At 41.0% G+C, this 19,062-nt stretch carries 17 protein-coding genes; 13 read left to right on the top strand and 4 right to left on the bottom strand.

Going from position 1 to position 19,062, the window contains the following annotated elements; all coding sequences use genetic code 11:
• Positions 1-37: 37 nt before the first annotated feature.
• The 3 genes from miaA to FRE64_RS06090 all read left to right on the top strand — a co-directional run bounded on the left by miaA (position 38) and on the right by FRE64_RS06090 (position 3,559).
• Positions 38-925 (top strand): tRNA (adenosine(37)-N6)-dimethylallyltransferase MiaA, encoded by an 888-nt coding sequence (miaA, locus tag FRE64_RS06100; RefSeq protein WP_146295138.1) that lies wholly within the window; start codon positions 38-40, stop codon positions 923-925.
• A gap of 33 nt (positions 926-958) precedes the next feature.
• The gene (locus tag FRE64_RS06095; RefSeq protein WP_146295137.1) at positions 959-1,681 is read left to right on the top strand and encodes a hypothetical protein; all 723 of its coding nucleotides are present in this window, start codon (positions 959-961) and stop codon (positions 1,679-1,681) included.
• A 306-nt stretch (positions 1,682-1,987) separates the two neighbouring features.
• A complete protein-coding gene (locus FRE64_RS06090; RefSeq protein ID WP_146295136.1) occupies positions 1,988-3,559 on the top strand; it encodes a Na+/H+ antiporter in 1,572 nt (523 codons plus the stop codon).
• A 37-nt stretch (positions 3,560-3,596) separates the two neighbouring features.
• On the opposite strand, the gene FRE64_RS06085 is transcribed toward FRE64_RS06090, so the two are convergent.
• The 4 genes from FRE64_RS06085 to trpC form a co-directional block, all read right to left on the bottom strand.
• Positions 3,597-3,773: a 50S ribosomal protein L32 gene (locus FRE64_RS06085; protein WP_146295135.1), complete on the bottom strand. Its 177-nt coding sequence runs from the start codon at positions 3,771-3,773 to the stop codon at positions 3,597-3,599.
• A 124-nt stretch (positions 3,774-3,897) separates the two neighbouring features.
• Positions 3,898-5,052 (bottom strand): pyridoxal-phosphate-dependent aminotransferase family protein, encoded by a 1,155-nt coding sequence (locus tag FRE64_RS06080; protein WP_146295134.1) that lies wholly within the window; start codon positions 5,050-5,052, stop codon positions 3,898-3,900.
• Positions 5,053-5,233: 181 nt separating this feature from the next.
• Positions 5,234-5,500, bottom strand: a complete 267-nt coding sequence (locus FRE64_RS06075; RefSeq protein WP_146295133.1) for a DUF5340 domain-containing protein — start codon at positions 5,498-5,500, stop codon at positions 5,234-5,236.
• 72 nt (positions 5,501-5,572) lie between these two features.
• Complete coding sequence (gene trpC / locus FRE64_RS06070) at positions 5,573-6,460, bottom strand: indole-3-glycerol phosphate synthase TrpC (RefSeq protein ID WP_146295132.1); 888 nt, start codon at positions 6,458-6,460, stop codon at positions 5,573-5,575.
• 231 nt (positions 6,461-6,691) lie between these two features.
• Here trpC and FRE64_RS06065 point away from each other — a divergent pair, with 231 nt between their 5' ends.
• The 10 genes from FRE64_RS06065 (at position 6,692) to tyrS (ending at position 18,858) form a co-directional block, all read left to right on the top strand.
• A complete protein-coding gene (locus tag FRE64_RS06065; protein WP_146295131.1) occupies positions 6,692-7,885 on the top strand; it encodes a response regulator in 1,194 nt (397 codons plus the stop codon).
• 98 nt (positions 7,886-7,983) lie between these two features.
• Positions 7,984-8,355 carry a response regulator transcription factor gene (locus FRE64_RS06060; protein WP_146295130.1) on the top strand — a complete coding sequence of 124 codons (372 nt, stop codon included), beginning with the start codon at positions 7,984-7,986 and terminating at the stop codon, positions 8,353-8,355.
• A gap of 12 nt (positions 8,356-8,367) precedes the next feature.
• Positions 8,368-8,916 carry a chemotaxis protein CheW gene (locus tag FRE64_RS06055; RefSeq protein ID WP_146295129.1) on the top strand — a complete coding sequence of 183 codons (549 nt, stop codon included), beginning with the start codon at positions 8,368-8,370 and terminating at the stop codon, positions 8,914-8,916.
• A 114-nt stretch (positions 8,917-9,030) separates the two neighbouring features.
• Positions 9,031-11,622 (top strand): methyl-accepting chemotaxis protein, encoded by a 2,592-nt coding sequence (locus tag FRE64_RS06050; RefSeq protein WP_146295128.1) that lies wholly within the window; start codon positions 9,031-9,033, stop codon positions 11,620-11,622.
• Between the two features lie 61 nt (positions 11,623-11,683).
• Entirely contained in the window at positions 11,684-12,418 is a 735-nt protein-coding gene (locus tag FRE64_RS06045) for an MlaE family lipid ABC transporter permease subunit (RefSeq protein ID WP_246140419.1), read from the top strand.
• Positions 12,419-12,463: 45 nt separating this feature from the next.
• Positions 12,464-13,798, top strand: coding sequence for a DUF3370 domain-containing protein (locus FRE64_RS06040; RefSeq protein ID WP_146295126.1), 1,335 nt, complete (start codon positions 12,464-12,466; stop codon positions 13,796-13,798).
• A gap of 66 nt (positions 13,799-13,864) precedes the next feature.
• Entirely contained in the window at positions 13,865-15,352 is a 1,488-nt protein-coding gene (gatB, locus tag FRE64_RS06035) for an Asp-tRNA(Asn)/Glu-tRNA(Gln) amidotransferase subunit GatB (protein ID WP_146295125.1), read from the top strand.
• Between the two features lie 11 nt (positions 15,353-15,363).
• Entirely contained in the window at positions 15,364-16,605 is a 1,242-nt protein-coding gene (gene argJ, locus FRE64_RS06030; RefSeq protein WP_146295124.1) for a bifunctional ornithine acetyltransferase/N-acetylglutamate synthase, read from the top strand.
• 141 nt (positions 16,606-16,746) lie between these two features.
• Positions 16,747-17,571: an RpnC/YadD family protein gene (locus FRE64_RS06025; protein ID WP_246140405.1), complete on the top strand. Its 825-nt coding sequence runs from the start codon at positions 16,747-16,749 to the stop codon at positions 17,569-17,571.
• Positions 17,572-17,649: 78 nt separating this feature from the next.
• Positions 17,650-18,858: a tyrosine--tRNA ligase gene (gene tyrS, locus FRE64_RS06020; protein WP_146295122.1), complete on the top strand. Its 1,209-nt coding sequence runs from the start codon at positions 17,650-17,652 to the stop codon at positions 18,856-18,858.
• Positions 18,859-19,062: the final 204 nt, after the last annotated feature.

The following is a 19,062-nucleotide window of genomic DNA, read 5'->3' as shown; positions in this document are numbered from 1 at the left end:
AATGTAAGTGTCTTCTTTCAGCTATCTGGTTAAATCAATGTCAACGAAATTAATTGTTATTTGTGGTCCAACTGCAACGGGAAAATCAAGATTAGCCTTAAAACTGGCTCAAGAATTAAATACAGTGATTTTAAGTGCTGATTCCCGACAAGTGTATCGTGACTTTAATATTGGAACCGCTAAACCGACTCCAGAAGAACAAGCCTTAATTTCTCATTATTTAATTGATATTTGTGATCCTAGACATTCATTAACTGTAGCAGAGTATCAGGATAAAGCAAATCATTTAATTACATCTCTTCCTTATTCCCCATTATTATTAGTCGGCGGAACGGGGTTATATATTAAAGCTATAACTAAAGGATTAAAAATTCCCAGAGTTCCCGCGCATCCAGAACTGCGATCGCGCTTAAAATCTCTTGGTCAATCTCAACTGTATGCATTTTTACAGCAAGTTGATCCCAAAGCTGCAACAAAAATCCATCCCAATGATCAGGTGCGAACCCTACGGGCTTTAGAAGTTTTTTATGTGACAGGAAAACCAATTAGTGAACAACAAGGGGAAAATCCCCCTTCTTATCCGATCCAACAAATTGGGTTAGACTGTTCTCCAGAAGAGTTAACAAAAAGAATCCAAACTCGTACCCAGAAAATGTTAGATTTAGGATTGATTACAGAAGTAAAAGGATTGATTGAGAAATATGGCTGGTCACTTCCCTTATTGGATACGCTAGGATATCAAGAAATCAAAGACTATTTAGCAGGAGAAACTGACTTAGAAACCGCCGAAGAATTAATTGTTCTTCATACTCGCCAATTTGCAAAACGACAACGAACTTGGTTTACCTCTCAAGCAGAAATTACTTGGTTTAATAGTCAACAGCCTGATCTATATGATGCAGTACGTCACTATATCAGTGAGTAGGGGAAAGCAAACTAAATATTACTAATCACCAATATGGCTCACGATCAAGAAAAATTTTTACAACATCCTATCCCACCACCTACCCATGAGACTCAATATCGCGCGATTGGTTTAGTGTGGGGGGTTTATCAACCTGATGATGAGAAATTCACCTCAGGGAAATTAATTTTATCAGAAGATACTACTTTAGAAACTGTGCTTCTAGGGCGTGTTATTAGTGTAGTCAAAAAACATATTAATCTAGAAGAACCACATCTTTGGGTGGTTTATCCGCGTACTCGCCAGAAACAAAATTATTTACATTTACAAGTCGCTGGAATTTGGGAACCCCAAACTTTAACCGAATCCTCCCTACGCGCTGAAAAGTTGGAGGAAGAAACTGTTAAAAAAGTTAACGCGCAAGCAGGATATTTTTCAATTCGAGGAGAATTAGTTTTTTATTCAGAAGCGGAACAAAAAATAATTATAAAAATTAAAAAGAAATCTCAAGAAAAGTCTAGCTTTTTTAAGGTTAAACTCAATGGAACTTTACCAGAAGATGAAGAAAAATTAGGGTATTTTTGGGAATTCGATGCACAGTTAAAGGGAACAGAGTTAGTAGCAACTTACGCCGAGAAAATAACTAAAATTAGCTATAAAGATAAACCTAAAAAAGTAAATAACAAAAATAAAAAAATTATTTCTCCATCCCGAAAAAAGGATATTTCTAAACCTACACCCCGTCGAAAAGAAGGAAAAAGGAAAGAATCTAATTAACTAAGATATTTTGTATCACAATGCGAAGAGAAGACTCCCATGATACCGCTAGGTTAATGGGAGATGGGGGGATAAACGCTTGAGTTAACTTCTCTACTGCCCTGCTAAAGTTGGGTTCTTGGTAGCCAGCATCGACCAAAACAACCGTGATTTTACGATAAGGTGAAGGGTTAAACGCGGGAGCAGGTCAATTAAAACGAGAGCATCAAACGATAAAATATTGCTCAGTAATTAATTTCAGCCTTGTAAGATGATTAAAAATTTCCTTGCTCTAACCACTATTCATCGAACTAAAACATTGAAACTATGACTATTGAAGCGACAATGGGAGAAGCCGCTGCCATTGAAGAAAGTTTAGAACAGTTTTTAATTGTTCTTTGTGTCTCTTTAGGGGTAGCAACTATCTCGCAAATATCCAGTTTTTTTCGTCAAATTCCTTACACTTTACTCTTAGTAATTGTTGGATTAGTTCTAGCCTTCGTTGATATTCGTTTAGTCAATCTTTCTCCAGAATTAATTTTAGAAATTTTTCTGCCACCTTTATTATTTGAAGCAGCTTGGAATATCCGTTGGCGAAACTTAAAAAATAACTTAATTCCTGTTTGCTTGCTTGCTATTGTTGGGGTCGTAATTACAGTGGTAGGGATTGGCTTTACGATTAGCCATTTTACCGATTTAACTCTTCCTATTGCTCTCTTGATTGGAGCTAGTTTAGCAGCGACTGATCCAGTGGCTGTGATTGCCCTATTCCGAGAATTAGGGGTTGGAGAACGCTTAACTGTTTTAATGGAAGGGGAAAGTTTATTTAACGATGGAGTAGCGGTTGTTGCGTTCGGAATTTTAGTGGCAATTCCTTTAGGAACACAGGAATTTTCTACAACTAATACTCTCGTTCAATTTGTAACTTTTACAGGGATAGGAATTGCTGTTGGAGGGTTAATTGGTTTTGGCATTTCTTATTTAACCCAACGTTTTGATCTCCCATTAGTTGAACAATCATTAACCTTAGTTTCTGCTTACGGTACTTATTTGTTAACAGAAGAATTAGGGGGATCAGGGGTAATCGGCGTAGTGACCACAGGGCTAATTTTAGGGAACTTTGGTTCTCGGATTGGCATGAACCCTCGCACCCGTTTATCAGTTTCAGAATTTTGGGAGTTTATTGCGTTTTTTGTTAACTCCATTGTCTTTTTGCTGATTGGGGATCAAATTGATATCCGTGGCTTATTAGATAAATGGCAGTTAATTGCTGTTTCGATTGTTGCTTTAGTAGTAGTTCGCGCGATTAGTATTTTTGGCTTGGGAACAGTTAGTAATTTGATTACTGGCAAAAACCCAATTAGCTGGAAACAGCAAACTGTTTTATGGTGGGGTGGCTTACGTGGTTCAGTCTCCATTGCTTTAGCTTTGAGTGTTCCTGCAATGCTAGAAGGAAGACAGGATATTATTGAGGCAGTCTTTGGAGTGGTATTATTTACCCTCCTAGTGCAAGGCTTGACCATGCAGACGATCATTAACAAGTTAGGGTTAATCGGCGATCGCCCACAACGTCAAGCCTATAGTGAGCTACTTGCCCGCCGTAATGCCCTCGAACAGGTTTTAGAACGCTTAAATGAGGTAAAACTTTCTATTAGTATTGATGAAGCGTTCAAGGAAAATTATCGGAGAACGGTGCAAGAAAAATTAGATTCTGTTAATCAAGAAATTACTAAGCTACAGGAGTCTTATCCTCAGCTGCGATCGCTGGATCAAGAACAGCTACAAGAAGATTTATTAGATATCGAAGCAGAAACCTATGCCGAGTTAGTACGTTCTGGAAAACTCAATAAGAATCTGTCTCCTGTTTTAGAAAAAGTCTTTAATACGGAGGAAGAATAGGGGAAAAGCGCAAATACTTGCCATCCCCTGTTAGAAATTACTCTTCGTTGTCTTCGTCGTCTTCTTCTGTGGGATAAATAAAGGAAGAGCGACCACTAAGAACAGATTTGCCCAAAGAGAGAGCTTTTTGGGCTTCTGCTCTGGCTTTTCCTTTCCACAGTGATTTATGAGTGCGCTTTTTCGCTTTGGAGCGTTTCTTCTTAGGAACTGCCATAGTTAAATGAGTAAAGATTATCTTATCGTTACAACCTTTCCATTATAATTAATTCATTTCAGTTCTGTCGGATCAAGGATAAGAGAAAGAGAAGGAAGGAAGACGACTTCCAACCCTAAGCTAATTACAGTTCTGCAAACACACGAGTGGCAGCTGCTACTCCTGCCCCTGGTTTCATGCTTTCGTGACCAAGCTCTGCTAAAACCGCTTCTAAGGCACTGATAACGGTTAAAACATCTCTTTCGCTAATGAAACCAAGGTGACCAATGCGGAAAATTTTCCCCTTGAGTTCATTTTGTCCACCAGCTAAAGAAATATCAAATTGCTTTTTCATCACCGAGCGTACTTTTTCTGGATCCACAGTGGTGGGTGCTACAGCAGTAACAGCACGGCTAGCAGCGTGATCTGGGGCAAATAAGGGTAGCCCAAGAGCTTGGACAGCTTCTCGGGTAGCTCTGGTGTTACGTTCGTGACGGGCAAAAATATTTTCTAACCCTTCTTCTCGCATCATTCTCAGTGCGGTTTGTAAGCCGAACATGAGGTTAATGGGGGGCGTAAAAGGGGTGCTATTTTTAGTAGCGGATTTCCGATAAGGACCGAGATCAAAATAGAATTTGGGTAAGGTTGAGGTTTCATAGGCTTGCCATGCTTTTTCACTCACAGCAATAAACCCTAGCCCTGGCGGAATCATATAACCTTTTTGAGACCCAGAAGCAACCACGTCTAATCCCCATTCATCAATGGGAAGATTGACTGCACCGAGGCTGGTTACGGCATCAACAATAATCAATGCTTCGCCATGATTTTTAACGTGACGGTTGATGGTTTCTAAGTCATTTAAAACCCCAGTTGAGGTTTCAGAATGGGTGACAATAACTGCTTTGATTTCTTTGTTGGTGTCAGCTTCTAATTTTTCCCGAATGATCTCAGGGTCAATTACTTCTCCCCAAGTGATATTGACACGGTCAGTTTTAATGCCAAAGGCTTCAGCTAAGTCTGCCCATCGCTCCCCAAATTTTCCATTAGACGCAACAATTACGCGATCGCCGGCACTTAGAAAATTAATAATTCCAGCTTCCATCGCTCCAGTGCCACTTGCAGTTACTGTGAGAACTTCCTGTTGCGTTTGATGTAGCCATTTCAAGTTCTCATTAATTTCACCAATAATTTCACTAAATTCTGGGCTACGATGACCAATAGGGTGCTTGGTTTGGGCAAGTAAGACTTTTTCTGGTACCGGTGTTGGCCCAGGAATCATGAGTAAGTTGTTGTTTTCCATAGCATCTCCATTTGTGTCTTGTAGTAACTGCCAATTCTCTCTTTCGTTTTTTCCTGATTTTTTAGAGCCACTTTAGTTGAGGCTGTTTTCTTGAACAGCAACTCCTTTAAAATGGCTCAGAATTAGCGGCTTACATTATCTCACTTTTTGGGAATATTCGTGAATTAGTGCCCCACCAAGGTTAATTATCAAAAACTGACATCTGATCAGAACTCACGGTTTTGGGGTTGGGATTTAATGACCATCGGTAGTCAATGGGACAATTACTCTGGTCGCACATGGATTCAATTTGCTTTTGTTGGGCGAGGGCTTTGCGTAAAGTAACAATCAGTTCTCGGGTTTGTTGTTGCAGTGTTGAGTTGTGGTAAGTATTGGAGAGAGTTTGTTTTTCTAAGAGTTGTAACAATAATTCGTAATGAATGTGAGAAGGAAGAGGTAAAGGTTCCATAAAAAAGGGTTTAAGGCGAGGAAATTGGTAACGAAAAGTATAAATGAGTCAGCCAATAATGATTATTGGTCTCTAACTATTATATAAGGCAGCGATCGCGCTTTTGGGATCAGGCTTGACTAATAATGACTCTCCGATTAAGACGGCATTAGCTCCAGCATTTTTTACTATCTCTAAATCCTCAAGGGTATGCAATCCCGACTCACTAACCAAGGTAATATTTTTTGCTTTTAATTGTTCCTGCCGTTGTTGAATTAACTCTACAGTGGTTTGAATATCAACAGTAAAGTTTTCTAAATTACGGTTGTTAATCCCAATTAGCTTAACTCCGTCCAGAGAGAGGGCGCGATCGAGTTCTTCTAAAGTGTGCACCTCTACTAAAGGAGTCATTCCCACACTATTAACAATTTTGACAAAATAGTTTAAGTCTTGATCATTTAAGATTGCAGCAATCAATAAAATTGCATCTGCACCCATTAATCGTGCCTGATAAATTTGATAAGCATAAATAATAAACTCTTTGCATAAAAGAGGTAAATTCGTGGCTTCTCTTACTAATCCTAAATTTTCAAAACTTCCCTGAAAAAAGGTAGCATCTGTTAAAACGGATAAACAGCTTGCTCCTGCTTCTTCGTAGGTTTTAGCTAACGTTATCGGGTCAAAATCTTCTCGAATCACCCCTTTACTCGGAGAGGCTTTTTTAATCTCCGCAATTAAAGCAGGATTTCGTTCTCCTTTTTGTAATGCTTTTAGGAAGTTTTTAACAGGTGGGGCATTATCTTGAACTTGTTTTCTTAACTGTAAAAAAGGAATCTTTTCTCGCGATCGATCTACCTCTTTTTCTTTTTGCCAAACAATTTCTTCTAATATATTGTCTGGTTTATCATTCGGGAGTGCTACTTGATAGCTAACTGTATTGACATTAACTTCTGGATTTTGAGGTCGTCTTCTAATTCTCATTTGTACACTGCAATCAGTTATAATTATTAAAAATTGGTTGCATTTGCCCTCATTGCCTCATCAAAGGAAAGAGCCTAGGGAGAGACTGTTTCGCCCTAACTACTCAAGTGAGGACTGCTAGCAACAGCTTTTTAGGAGTTAGTAGTTGCCACTAAGGAGCATCATCAACAGAAATATTCATCAACTCATTATACATTGTAAATTGTAAAGAGTCATGACTTAAATCATATTATGTACGGCAGTTTCAGGGATATTGACATTCAAACCTTATTAGAGTTTATTGAACAAACTCAACACAGCGGAGAGCTTCTCATTGAATTTCCCGCCCAAGAAGTTTCTAACCCCCATTTTTGGTTATTGTACTTTCACTACGGACAAATTACTTATGCAGTTAGTTATAACTCTCTCCCTTTGCAACGCCTTCAAGACTATTTACGTCGCTATCACCTAGATTCTTCCCTCGATGAATTAATCACCAGTAACCAGTGGTTTGAGATTTATCCCAAGCAAGATAACCTATTCACTCCCAGACAAATTCCTGAGTATAATGCTTTGTGGCAACTTTTAGAAAACAATGTTGTAAGCCCTTCCGAAATTAAGCGGCTTTTAAGGAATATCATCCAAGAAACCGTATTTGATATTTTAAGCTTGAGGGACGGAAATTTTCTCTTAAAAAAGAATTGTCACTTTCAACCCCGAATTACTAAAATAAAAATTACGCCATTAATATTAAAAATAACTCAACAGCAACAACAGTGGAAACAACTCTTTCCTTATATTATCTCCCCTGAGCAATGTCCAATTCTTACTAATCCAGGCGAACTCAAAAACACGATTAATCCCTCCGCCTATAAAACCTTAACCGTTGCTTGTCAAGGTGACTTATCTCTAAGACGAATTGCTCGTTATCTTAACAAAGATCTAGTCACCATTAGTCAAGCCCTATACCCTTATATCCAACGGGGTTGGCTACACTTAACATCAAGTCCAACTGTTGCGAAAGAAGAAACTACTACTAACGCTTATTCCTCAACCGTTATCTGTATTGGTAAACCCGAGTCCATCAATGAGCAAATTACATTAACCTTGAAACAAGAAGGTTACACCCCTATCCTCTTGAACAATCCTGCAGAGGCTGTCAGTCGAATTATAGAAGAGCAACCGTCTCTCATTTTATTAAGTCTAGATATGTCAAACCGACTAGCCGATCAACTTGCCTCAATTATCCGTAGAATCCCTCAATTATCTCAACCCCTAATTATTGTTTTGGCATCTTTTAACTCTGATCCGTTACAGTTAGCAAAATTAGAGCTACTAGGACAAATTGAATTTTTGGTTTCTCCATTTGAGCCATCAGATTTATCTCAAATTTTAAAAGCTCATCAGTCTGTTTCAACTAGAAACGGGAGAGCCTTATTAGCTTGATCTCATTCAAAGGATGAGAAAATTCTCTTACAATCAAATTGATCTTTCCCATTAGGTATGGTCATAATTTTAGATAGACAAAAAAGAAAGGTAATAAAATGACTACAGTTTTAGTTGTTGAGGATAGCGCCACGCAAAGACAAATGATTTCTGATCTTCTTAAGGAGAGTGGCTTAAATGCTTCTGTGGTGAGTGTCGCTGACGGTGTAGAAGCATTAGAGCAAATCAAAAATAAATGCCCAGATATTGTGGTATTAGATATTGTCATGCCTCGGATGAACGGCTACGAAGTCTGTCGAGAAATCAAGACTGATCCTAAAACAGAAAATTTACCAGTTATTATGTGTTCCTCTAAAGGAGAGGAATTTGATAAATACTGGGGAATGAAGCAAGGAGCAGATGCTTATATTGCTAAGCCGTTTGAACCCAGTGAACTCATTGGTACCATTAAACAATTACTGAGGGGATAAGTTAAAAGCAAAATGGTTGATCCAATAGACGTTAATAACGAAGAGCCCAAGGAAGGACTTACGCTAAATGGCGAAGATGATCTTAGTTCACAAATTCAGTCTTATGAGCCACCAGAAGGAGAACTACACTTACGACTATTTTTGCCTTCCAAACGCGAACTAGCCATTCCTGCAACAGGGATTCGAGAAGTGATCTCTCAGTCTCCTAACTTAATTACTCCTATTCCCAATGCCTCAGTACTGTTGTTGGGCACCATGAATCTTCGGGGTCAAGTCATTTGGGTAGCGGACTTAGGTCAATTTTTGGGAGAGCGCAACGTTTTAACGACAGAACGCTCTGAAATCCCTCTGATTGCCATTGAAGATCAAGAAAGAATCATTGGTTTAGCAGTAGAAAAAATTACTGGGATGGAATGGTTAGATACTGAAAATTTAGAAATGCCTAGTAATTTATCAGATGAAATGGCTCCCTTTATTCGCGGAGAATGGGAGTTAGAAAACTCATCTTTACTTTTGTTAGATCCTTCAGCAATTCTACGCTCGGCAAGATGGATTGCTTAGGAATTCAGTATTTTCACTGTCAAAGAAAAATATCAGAAAAAAGTTAAGCTAGAAACATTAAGATTACTTCAATAAAGATTTAATGAAGTTAGTAGTGGCGAGGCAAAAATTGTCATGGCATCGGGAATTCAAAATCAAAACGCTTATAAACAAGCAGAAGCAGCTTATTTTCGTGGCAACTACGAACAGGCGGCGGAGATTCTAGAAAGTTTGGAAGAAAGCTCTCAAACCAACCCAGACGTTTTATTATTAAAAGGTCATATTTCTTGTTATTTTGGAAATTTTGATCGCGCTCAAGAACAATATAATCTTGTTTTGGAAAATGCTGAGAGTGAAGAGTATATCCAGTGTGCTTATTCTGGATTAGAGACAGTTCAACAATGGCGAGAGAGAGGACAGGAAAATGAAAACGATATCACAGGAGATATAGATCCAACAGGGATTCTTAATTCTGATGATGATGAAGCAACTGCAATTTGGTCAGAAGATGAAAATGACGAAGCCCCCGTGACTCATGCGGTAAGTAGTGAGCCAGAAAATCCTTTTGCCGAATCGGAAAATGCTACGGAAGCAGGAGAAACGGAAATTAATCCCTTTGAAGAGCTTTCAGAAGATGAAATTACTGCAATTTCTGCTTTAGAAGATGAGGAAGAGAGTGATGAGGGAGAAATTACTAACCTAGAACCCAGTGATGCTTCCTTTTCTAATCAATTTGACGACCTAGAAGAAGGAGAAATAACTGGAGGAGAATTAGAACAGTTAGATAAAAACGAGCCTCTATTATACCAGTCTGATCAAGGTGAGGAGGAAGCTCAAGAGAGTGAAATCAGTTTTGAGGAGGAAGATTTTGATTTTAGCCAGTTTACTAGTGAAGAGTTTTTAGAGGAAGAAAATGAAGAACAGGATGAATTAAGTGAGGATACTTTTGGGAATCACCAAAATCAAGAAACTGCAGCGAAAACAAAAACTCTAGCCAATAATGATTATTGGTCAAAAGAGCAAGAATCTGGTGAAGTAGAGGAAAAACCAGAGTCAGGGTCAATATCGTCATCTCAGTCAGAGGTTGATCATGTTGATTCCCAAGGTTCTTCCTTCTCTCCTGAAACTGAGCAGCAAAATACTGAGAATGAACAGCCCTTGTTTGCTAGTTCTGGTGACCAGTCAGGGTTATTTGCTTCTACGACTTCTCGCGATACTGGAACTAATATTTTTTTCAGCGATGACGAGCAAGTTGAAGAACCGGTTGTTGAACAGGATCAGGGAGTTCTCAGCTTGTTAGAAAATGCGCCTTTTGCGAAAAAGCAAAAATTCTTGGCTGTAGCAGCGGGAATTGCTTCAGCAATTGTAGTAGGATTGGGAAGTTTTACTGTTTCTAATGTTGGCGAAAATCGAGAAGGATGGCTCGGAAACTTAGGACGCTCTACTGTCGTGGGATTAGTTGGGGGAGTTACTAGTGGAGCTGTTACTTATTTTATTGGTGGCGTTGTCTTTAAACAAATGAAACGTTCCACTGGTGATTTACAAGCGCAAATCTATGCGGTGCAGCAAGGTAATTTAGAGGCGAAAGCAACGGTTTATTCTCAAGATGAACTCGGGAAACTAGCAACAGGGTTTAATCAGATGACGCGAGTTGTTTCCACCACTACTAAAGAAGCACAACAAAAAGCACAAGAGCAAGAGCAGGCGAAGGAAGATTTACAACGGCAGGTTATTCGTCTCTTAGATGATGTAGAAGGTGCGGCGAGAGGAGATTTAACGGTGCAAGCAGAGGTTAGTGCTGATGTTCTCGGAGCTGTTGCTGATGCCTTTAACTTAACAATTCGCAATCTGCGTACCATTGTGCAACAGGTAAAAGAAGCTGCTCAACAGGTGAACCAAGGAGCTGCCGAAAGTGAATCTTTTGCTCAAGGTTTATCGGAAGATGCGCTACGACAAGCTGAAGAATTAGCGGTGAGCTTAAATTCCGCGCAAATGATGACTGATTCCATTCAACGGGTTGCTGATAACGCTAAAGAGGCAGAAGCAGTGGCGCGATCGGCTTCTGAAACTGCTCTCAAGGGTGGCGAAGCTGTGGATAGTACGGTGGCTGGGATTTTACAAATTCGAGAAACTGTAGCCCAAAGTACCCGCAAGGTAAAACGCCTGGCAGAATCTTCCCAAGAAATTTCTAAAATTGTGTCGGTAATTTCGCAAATTGCCACTCGTACCAATAACTTAGCATTGAATGCCTCGATTGAGGCGGCTCGTGCTGGAGAAGCTGGACGAGGATTTGCGGTGATTGCTGATGAAGTACGACAACTAGCAGACCGTTCGACTAAGTCCTTACGGGAAATTGAAAAAATTGTTTTGCAAATTCAGAGTGAAACTAGCTCAGTGATGATTGCTATGGAAGAGGGAACCCAACAGGTAATTGAGGGGACTCAACGGGCAGAACAAGCCAAAAATGCTCTCGAGGAGATTATTCAAGTGTCAAACCGCATTGACTCCCTCGTTCAATCTATTACTGCTGATACAGTTGAGCAATCAGAAACAGCTCAATCAGTGGCGCAGGTGATGCAATCTGTTGAAATGACTGCCCAAGGAACCTCTCAAGAGTCACAACAGGTTTCTAGCGCTCTCCAAAATTTAGTGAGTTTAGCTGGGGATCTCTTAGCGTCGGTAGAGCGTTTTCGAGTTAATCCTGAAGACAATCAAACGGATCAGTAAGGAAAGAGGTATTACCTTGGCAAGTGGTTTAAAGCAGTGGGGGCAACGTCTGGTGGCAGCAATGTTTTTGGGAGGTCAAATTCTTTTCCATTTGAAGCCTCATAAAATTCATCGTCGTAATACTTTGGAACAATGTGCTGTAGTTGGGCCAGATTCTTTATTAATTTCTCTGGTTACGGCGAGTTTTGTGGGCATGGTATTTACAATTCAAGTGGCAAGAGAGTTTATTAATTTTGGAGCAGGGAATGCTGTGGGAGGGGTTCTCGCGATCGCGCTCACTAGAGAATTAGCCCCAGTTTTAACCGCAGTGGTCATTGCAGGACGGGTGGGATCCGCATTCGCTGCTGAAATTGGCACGATGCAAGTCACTGAACAAATTGATGCTCTTTATGTTTTGAAAACAGATCCCATTGAATTTTTAGTCATTCCGAGGATGCTTGCTTGCTGTGCCATGTTACCTATTTTGACAATTTTATCGCTGATTACAGGCATGGCTGGCGGATTACTCATTGCCACAACAGTTTATGATCTCTCGGATACGGTCTTTTTAAATTCTGCCCAAAATTTTTTAGGACTATGGGATTTAGTCAGTGCTTTAATTAAAGCAGTGGTGTTTGGGGCATTAATTGCCATTATTGGCTGTAACTGGGGATTAACGACCACTGGAGGAGCAAAAGGCGTAGGACAATCGACCACAACGGCAGTAGTAACAGCATTACTGGCGATTTTTATTAGTAATTTCTTGCTGTCTTGGATTATGTTCCGAGGAGCAGGAACAGCATTTCAAGGGTTTTAATGATAGTATGAATTACACTAACTGCGCTGAAATAGCTTTCTGAAAATGCTTTTTCCTTTATTTCTTGCCTCTAATCTTTTAACCAGTCCCACCTTAATCAGCCAAGACTTCCCAAACACTCAACAGGAAGTGCAACCGCTGCCGGGTGAACTAGACCAAGTCCCTGTTTTCAACAGTAATAGTCCTGAGTTAGTGCAAGGAGAAGGAATTTTACTTTCTACGTTTCCTGAAGAAGATAAAAGTAACCCAGAAGCCCATCTTGACTTTGCCTTTAATGGGCGATTTGATATATTTGCCCATCACGTTGCTAAACCGCCTAATGAAGAGGATTTAAGCACGCTTTATTTAGGACTTTTATTACATAATCCCACCGATGAAACGGTAACAGTAGATATTCTCTCGGGGGCAAGTTATCTCAGTCAACCCGATGCTCCTTTCATTGAACTTCCCTCTACTGTCGAAAATCCCGACGGAGAGGTTTACGCTGGGCCCGGGAGCCGAGTGATGGATGATATTTTAAGAGGAAAACGTCACTGGCAATTTCCATCTCAAATCGAAATTCCTCCAGAGAGTAACCATTTATTATTAAATGCTCCGATTCCCGTTCGTCCTTTTGACCCGCCTCTTAATGGTCGTTCTACCTACTTACGTTTAGAAAGTGATGGTGAGGTTTACGCTGCCAGTTTAGCGCAATATGCCCCCAGAACTGATCAGGGTAGAGAACGTTCCCCGAGCTTATCAGAATGGGAAACTCTACTAACAGAGGGAAATTTATCAACCCCACGAGATCGAGCATCTACTCCTCCTGAAAATACAGAGGATATTACTTATGGTCGCGTGGCAGGTGTTTCTGAAGGCTCAAAATGGGAAAGCACAGTTGATGTGGATCTCAATACTGTGGAAGAAGCCGTTTCTTATGGGTTAAGTACACTAGTAGGTGGGCGCTTAGGAACGGATCAAGTGCAAACAGCTCCCCTATTAGTGCGTTATCCTGACACGGCTTATGCCGCCCACGGTAATTACGGCGTAGAGTATGAGGTATCTTTTAATCTCAATAATGAAAGCAACGAAGACCGTAATATTTCCCTTGCCCTAGAAACGCCTGTAAAAACTGATGAACTGAGTAATGGTTTAGAATTTTTAGACTCTCCCTCAGGTCAGCTTTTCTTTCGGGGAACCGTGCGAGTTACTTATACAGATGAAGAGGAAGTGGAACAAACCCGTTATTTTCATTTAGCCCAACATCAAGGAGAAAGGGGAGAACCACTTTTAAATTTAAACATCCCTCCCGAAGCTCATCGTAAAGTTAAAGTTAACTTGGTTTATCCTCCCGATGCCACCCCCCCACAAGTGTTAACCATTAAAAATGAGCACGAATAAACCCAGACAACGATACAATAGACAGCACACTAGCACTTACCCCCTGATTTTGCGACGGAGGTTCTTATGACAACAGCAGCCCCAGTAAAAACCCAATATGAAGCGGTGATTGGTTTAGAAACCCATTGTCAACTCAATACCGCCACTAAGATTTTTAGCCCCATCTCCACTGAGTTTGGTGCAACTCCTAATACCAATGTCTCCCCCATTTGCTTAGGATATCCGGGGGTGTTACCTGTCTTAAATCAGAAAGTTTTAGAGTCGGCGGTAAAAACAGGATTAGCCCTGAATTGTCAAATTGCCCCCTACAGTAAATTTGACCGTAAACATTATTTCTATGCTGACCTACCGAAGAATTATCAAATCTCCCAGTATGATCTCCCCATCGCCGAACATGGCTGGCTAGAAATTGAAATTGCAGAAAAGCCGGGGAGTGAACCGCTACGGAAAAGAATTGGCATTACTCGCTTACACATGGAAGAAGATGCAGGAAAATTAGTTCATGTCGGCAGCGATCGCCTTTCAGGTTCCACTCACTCTTTAGTGGATTTTAATCGCGCTGGAGTGCCTTTATTAGAAATTGTCTCTGAACCAGATATTCGCACAGGGAAAGAAGCAGCAGAATATGCCCAAGAATTACGCCGTATTATTCGCTATTTAGGCGTTAGTGATGGCAATATGCAGGAAGGGTCTCTCCGTTGTGATGTTAATGTGTCGGTGCGTCCTGTGGGAAGTGAAGAGTTTGGCACGAAAATCGAGATTAAGAATATGAACTCGTTTAGTGCCATCGAAAAAGCGATTGATTATGAAATTCAACGGCAAGTTAAAGCGTTAGAAGAGGGAGAAGCCTTAACTCAAGAAACCCGTTTATGGGAAGAAGGAAAACAAGTTACGGTGAGTATGCGGAGTAAAGAAGGGTCTAGCGATTATCGCTATTTCCCAGAACCTGATCTTCCCCCAATTAAGGTGTCTAAAGCCCAATTAGAACAATGGCAATCAGAACTTCCCGAACTGCCAGCGCAAAAGCGTCACCGTTATGAGGAAGAGTTGGGGTTATCGGCTTATGATACCAACGTTTTAACTGACGATCGCGCTGTTGCCGAATACTTTGAAAGTACAATTGCTAATAATGCTGATCCCAAGCAAGTGGCAAATTGGGTAACCCAAGACATTGCCGCCCATCTCAATGAAAATAAACTGAAAATCACCGAACTGCCTCTCACCCCGGAAGGATTAGCGGAATTAGTAAACCTCATTGATGAAGGAACGATTAGTGGCAAAATTGCTAAAGAGATTCTTCCGGAATTGTTAACCCAAGGCGGTTCCCCGAAAGAATTAGTAGAAAGCAAAGGCTTAACCCAAATCTCCGATAGTAGCGAGTTAGAAGCAATTATTGATCAGGTACTTGCGGATCATCCCAGTGAAGTAGAAAAATATCGCGGCGGCAAAAAGAAACTACAAGGCTTCTTTGTCGGTCAAGTAATGAAACGTACCAGTGGACGGGCGGATCCTAAATTAACCAACCAAATTCTCGGGCAAAAGTTGAATCAGTGAGTAAATAACAAATGACCGATTACAAAACCATTTCTGGGGGAGTCACCGCCCCTAATGGCTTCCAAGCAGCAGGAATTGTCGCAGGATTAAAGGCTTCTCACCAGCCTGATTTATCTCTAATTTATTCTGAAAGTAGCGCGATCGCGGCAGGAGTTTTTACCACCTCTCAAGTTCGCGCTGCCTGTGTAGATTATTGTCGCCAACAACTGGAAAAACAAGCCTCTGCCCAAGCCATTCTCTGTAATTCTGGACAAGCCAACGCCGCCACTGGGCAACAGGGGTGGGATGATGCCGTAGAAACCGCCCAATTATTAGCGCAAACCCTCAAAATTGACCCAACAAGCGTCCTTCTTGCCTCCACAGGGGTAATCGGTCAACGGATGGCAATGCCTGAATTTCGGGCAGGAATCCCCCCACTCGTAGAAGCCTTAAGCGAAACTGGGGGAAACGCCGCTGCCCAAGCAATCCTTACCACCGACTTAGTCACGAAAACCATCGCCCTAGAAACCACATTTGATGATCGTCCCGTGCGAATTGGGGGCATGGCAAAAGGATCAGGAATGATTCACCCCAATATGGCAACCATGTTAGCCTTTGTCACCTGTGATGCTGCGGTTTCCACCTCCCTTTGGCAAGAAATGGTACAACGGGCAGCCCAACGCAGTTTTAATCAAATTACCGTTGATGGAGATACCAGCACTAATGATTGTCTCCTTGCCCTAGCCAATGGTCAATCTCGCACCCCAGCCATTACTGAACCAGGGGAAAAAGCGGAAAAACTAGAAGCCATGTTAACTGCCGTTTGTCAACACCTTGCCAAAGCCATTGCTAGAGATGGAGAAGGAGCCACCTGTTTAATTGAGGTAGAAGTTACAGGCGCACCTGATGAAACCGCTGCCCAACAAGTGGCCAAAACCATCGCTGGCTCATCTCTGGTGAAGTCTGCCATTTTTGGGCGCGATCCTAATTGGGGACGTATTGCAGCAGCTGCTGGGCGTGCTGGTGTTCCTTTTGAACAAGAAAACTTGCAAGTTAAGTTAGGGAATTTCTTATTATTGAAGGATGGGCAGCCTGTTGAGTTTGATCGCGCGGCTGCCAGTGATTATTTGCAACAAGCCGCGAAAGGAACGTATTTAGAAGCAGATACTGTCACCATTACCGTTGATCTGGGCAGTGGCGAGGGGTCAGGAAAGGCTTGGGGTTGCGACCTCAGTTATGATTATGTGCGGATTAATGCCGAATATACGACTTAGGGGAATGAGTGTTGAGAGACCAAAGATGAGATAATGGCAATCACTTAACCCTCATTATTTCTTGTTTTGACTCGAAACCTTCACGACCAATTTAGCAAAGATTCTCTCGAAGAATTGCTCTCTTCCTTGGGAAAAAGCGAGGTGGATTCTAAAGTAGCTTCCGAAGTTCGCGAAATTGATTTCTTTTTCACCCCTGATCCCGAAAAGAAAGCTAACTTAACCGCATTAGGTTTCTTGGGGAAATTAGCGTTAACCCCGGCGGTAATTGAACCCTATCGTAATCCCATTAATGCCCAAGAAGTGCGGAAGTGCTTGAAAAAATTACTAGATTTAGAAGCAAGCCTGCAACGGCGTTACCGAAGAGAACAAACCCGCTTCTCGGAACAAGAACTGCCCACTTTATGGATTCTATCGCCGACCATTTCTGATTCAGTGATTGAAGCTTTTAAAGCCGAACCTGACTTAGAAAACTGGGTAGAGGGCTTTTACTTTTGTGGGGAAGGATTGAGAACGGTTCTCGTTGCCATTCACCAACTCCCTCGCACTTCCGATACCTTATTCTTAAGGATATTTGGTCGCGGTAAAGTGCAAATGCAGGCGATTGAAGAATTACAGCGGCTGCCGGAAACCAACCCCTTTCGCGATAGGATTCTCGAACTTGTGGCGAATATGGTTGCTATCTTAGAAGTAAGACAGCAAGAGCAACAAGGTTTAGAAAGTGAAGAGAGGGAATTTCTCATGCAGTTATCAACGATTTATACCCAACGCATTCAAGAAGCTGAACAACGAGGTGAAAAACGTGGTGAACAACGTGGCGAACAACGTGGTGAACAGCGCGGCATCGCGATCGCGCAACAAAGATTGATCCGAAATCTCTTAAGTAAGGGAATGACAATTGAGGAGATTGCTGAACTCACTGAACTGTCCCCAGAAGAAGTAACTCAACTTATTAATCAAGATCAGTAGTTTACGATAAAATTATGTTGGGATTCTTCTTTGCAATTGAGATAAAATTAAGCGGCAATCTTGCAAAAAAGAAACGCTATGTCCTCTAACTATCATTGGCTCTATCGTGGCACAACCGAAATTTTCCCCTCGCAGCCGAGTAATAACCCTGACGAGAATCTAGAAGCCCGTTTAAGTAACATTGATCGTCCTTTACGGGTAAAATTAGGCATTGACCCTACCGGAACCGACATTCACCTTGGGCATAGTATTCCTGTTCGTAAACTTCGCGCTTTTCAAGATGCCGGACACACCGCCGTTTTAATTATTGGTGATTTTACTGCCCAAATTGGCGATCCCACAGGAAAATCAGAAGTCCGTAAACAACTCACTGCTGCTGAAGTAGAAGCTAACGCCCAAACCTATCTTGAACAATTACGCCCAATTATTGACTTTGACACCCCCGGACGCTTAGAAATTCGCTATAACTCAGAGTGGCTAAAAGACCTCGATTTAACCAACATTTTAGAACTTTTAGCGACCATGACGGTAGGGCAAATGTTAGCCAAAGAAGGGTTTGCCGAACGCTACGAGAAAGATCAACCCATCTATCTCCATGAGTTTATGTATCCCCTCATGCAAGGCTATGATTCTGTTGCGGTAGAAGCCGATGTTGAGTTAGGCGGGACTGATCAAAAATTTAACATTGCGGTGGGAAGAGACTTACAACGCTACTTTAAAAAACGTCCGCAATTTGGTTTACTAACGCCCATTTTAATTGGCACTGATGGGGTGCAAAAAATGTCAAAATCATTAAATAACTATGTGGGCTTAAAAGAAGAAGCTCTTAGTATGTATTCCAAACTAGAAAAAGTTCCTGATGATCAAATTAAAACTTATTTTGAACTGTTAACTAACTTACCGTTAGATAATTTACCCGAAAATCCACGGGAGTGCCAAAAGTTACTCGCATTAGAAGTGACTAGCCATTATCATGGGAAAGAAGCAGCTAAACAAGCGCAACAATCAGCATTAAGTTTAATTTCAGGACAAGCAAAAGAAGCTCAAGCCGTCCCTGAATATTCCCTTGCAGAAATTGAATTTCCTGTTAAGTTATTTTATCTCTTAAATGTTAGTGACTTATGTGCCAGTAGTGGAGAAGGGCGACGACAAATTAAAAACGGCGCAGTGCGTTTAGACGGTAAAAAAATGACTGATGTTAATGCTGAGTTTACAAGTAAAGAAGAACTTGCGGGCAAAACATTGCAGGTAGGGAAAAAGAAGTTTATTCGCTTAACAGCTGATTAAACTTTATAGAATATCTTAACTTAATTAATAAAAAATTTAGCTATCTGTATTAAAAGATTAAGTAGCGAATAGCGTTAATTAAGTAGATGCAATTCCCTCCTATTTTGAGGGATTGGTACTATATATTAATCCCCTAATTTCTTCTTATTAAAAGAATTAGAGGGATAACCTATAATTTAATATTTAGAATCTTTTTTAAGATTA

This window comes from Euhalothece natronophila Z-M001 (assembly GCF_007904085.1).
Lineage (GTDB): Bacteria > Cyanobacteriota > Cyanobacteriia > Cyanobacteriales > Rubidibacteraceae > Halothece > Halothece natronophila.
The sequence above is the reverse complement of the archived record's forward strand: the minus strand, read 5'-3'. Positions and strand labels throughout refer to the sequence as shown.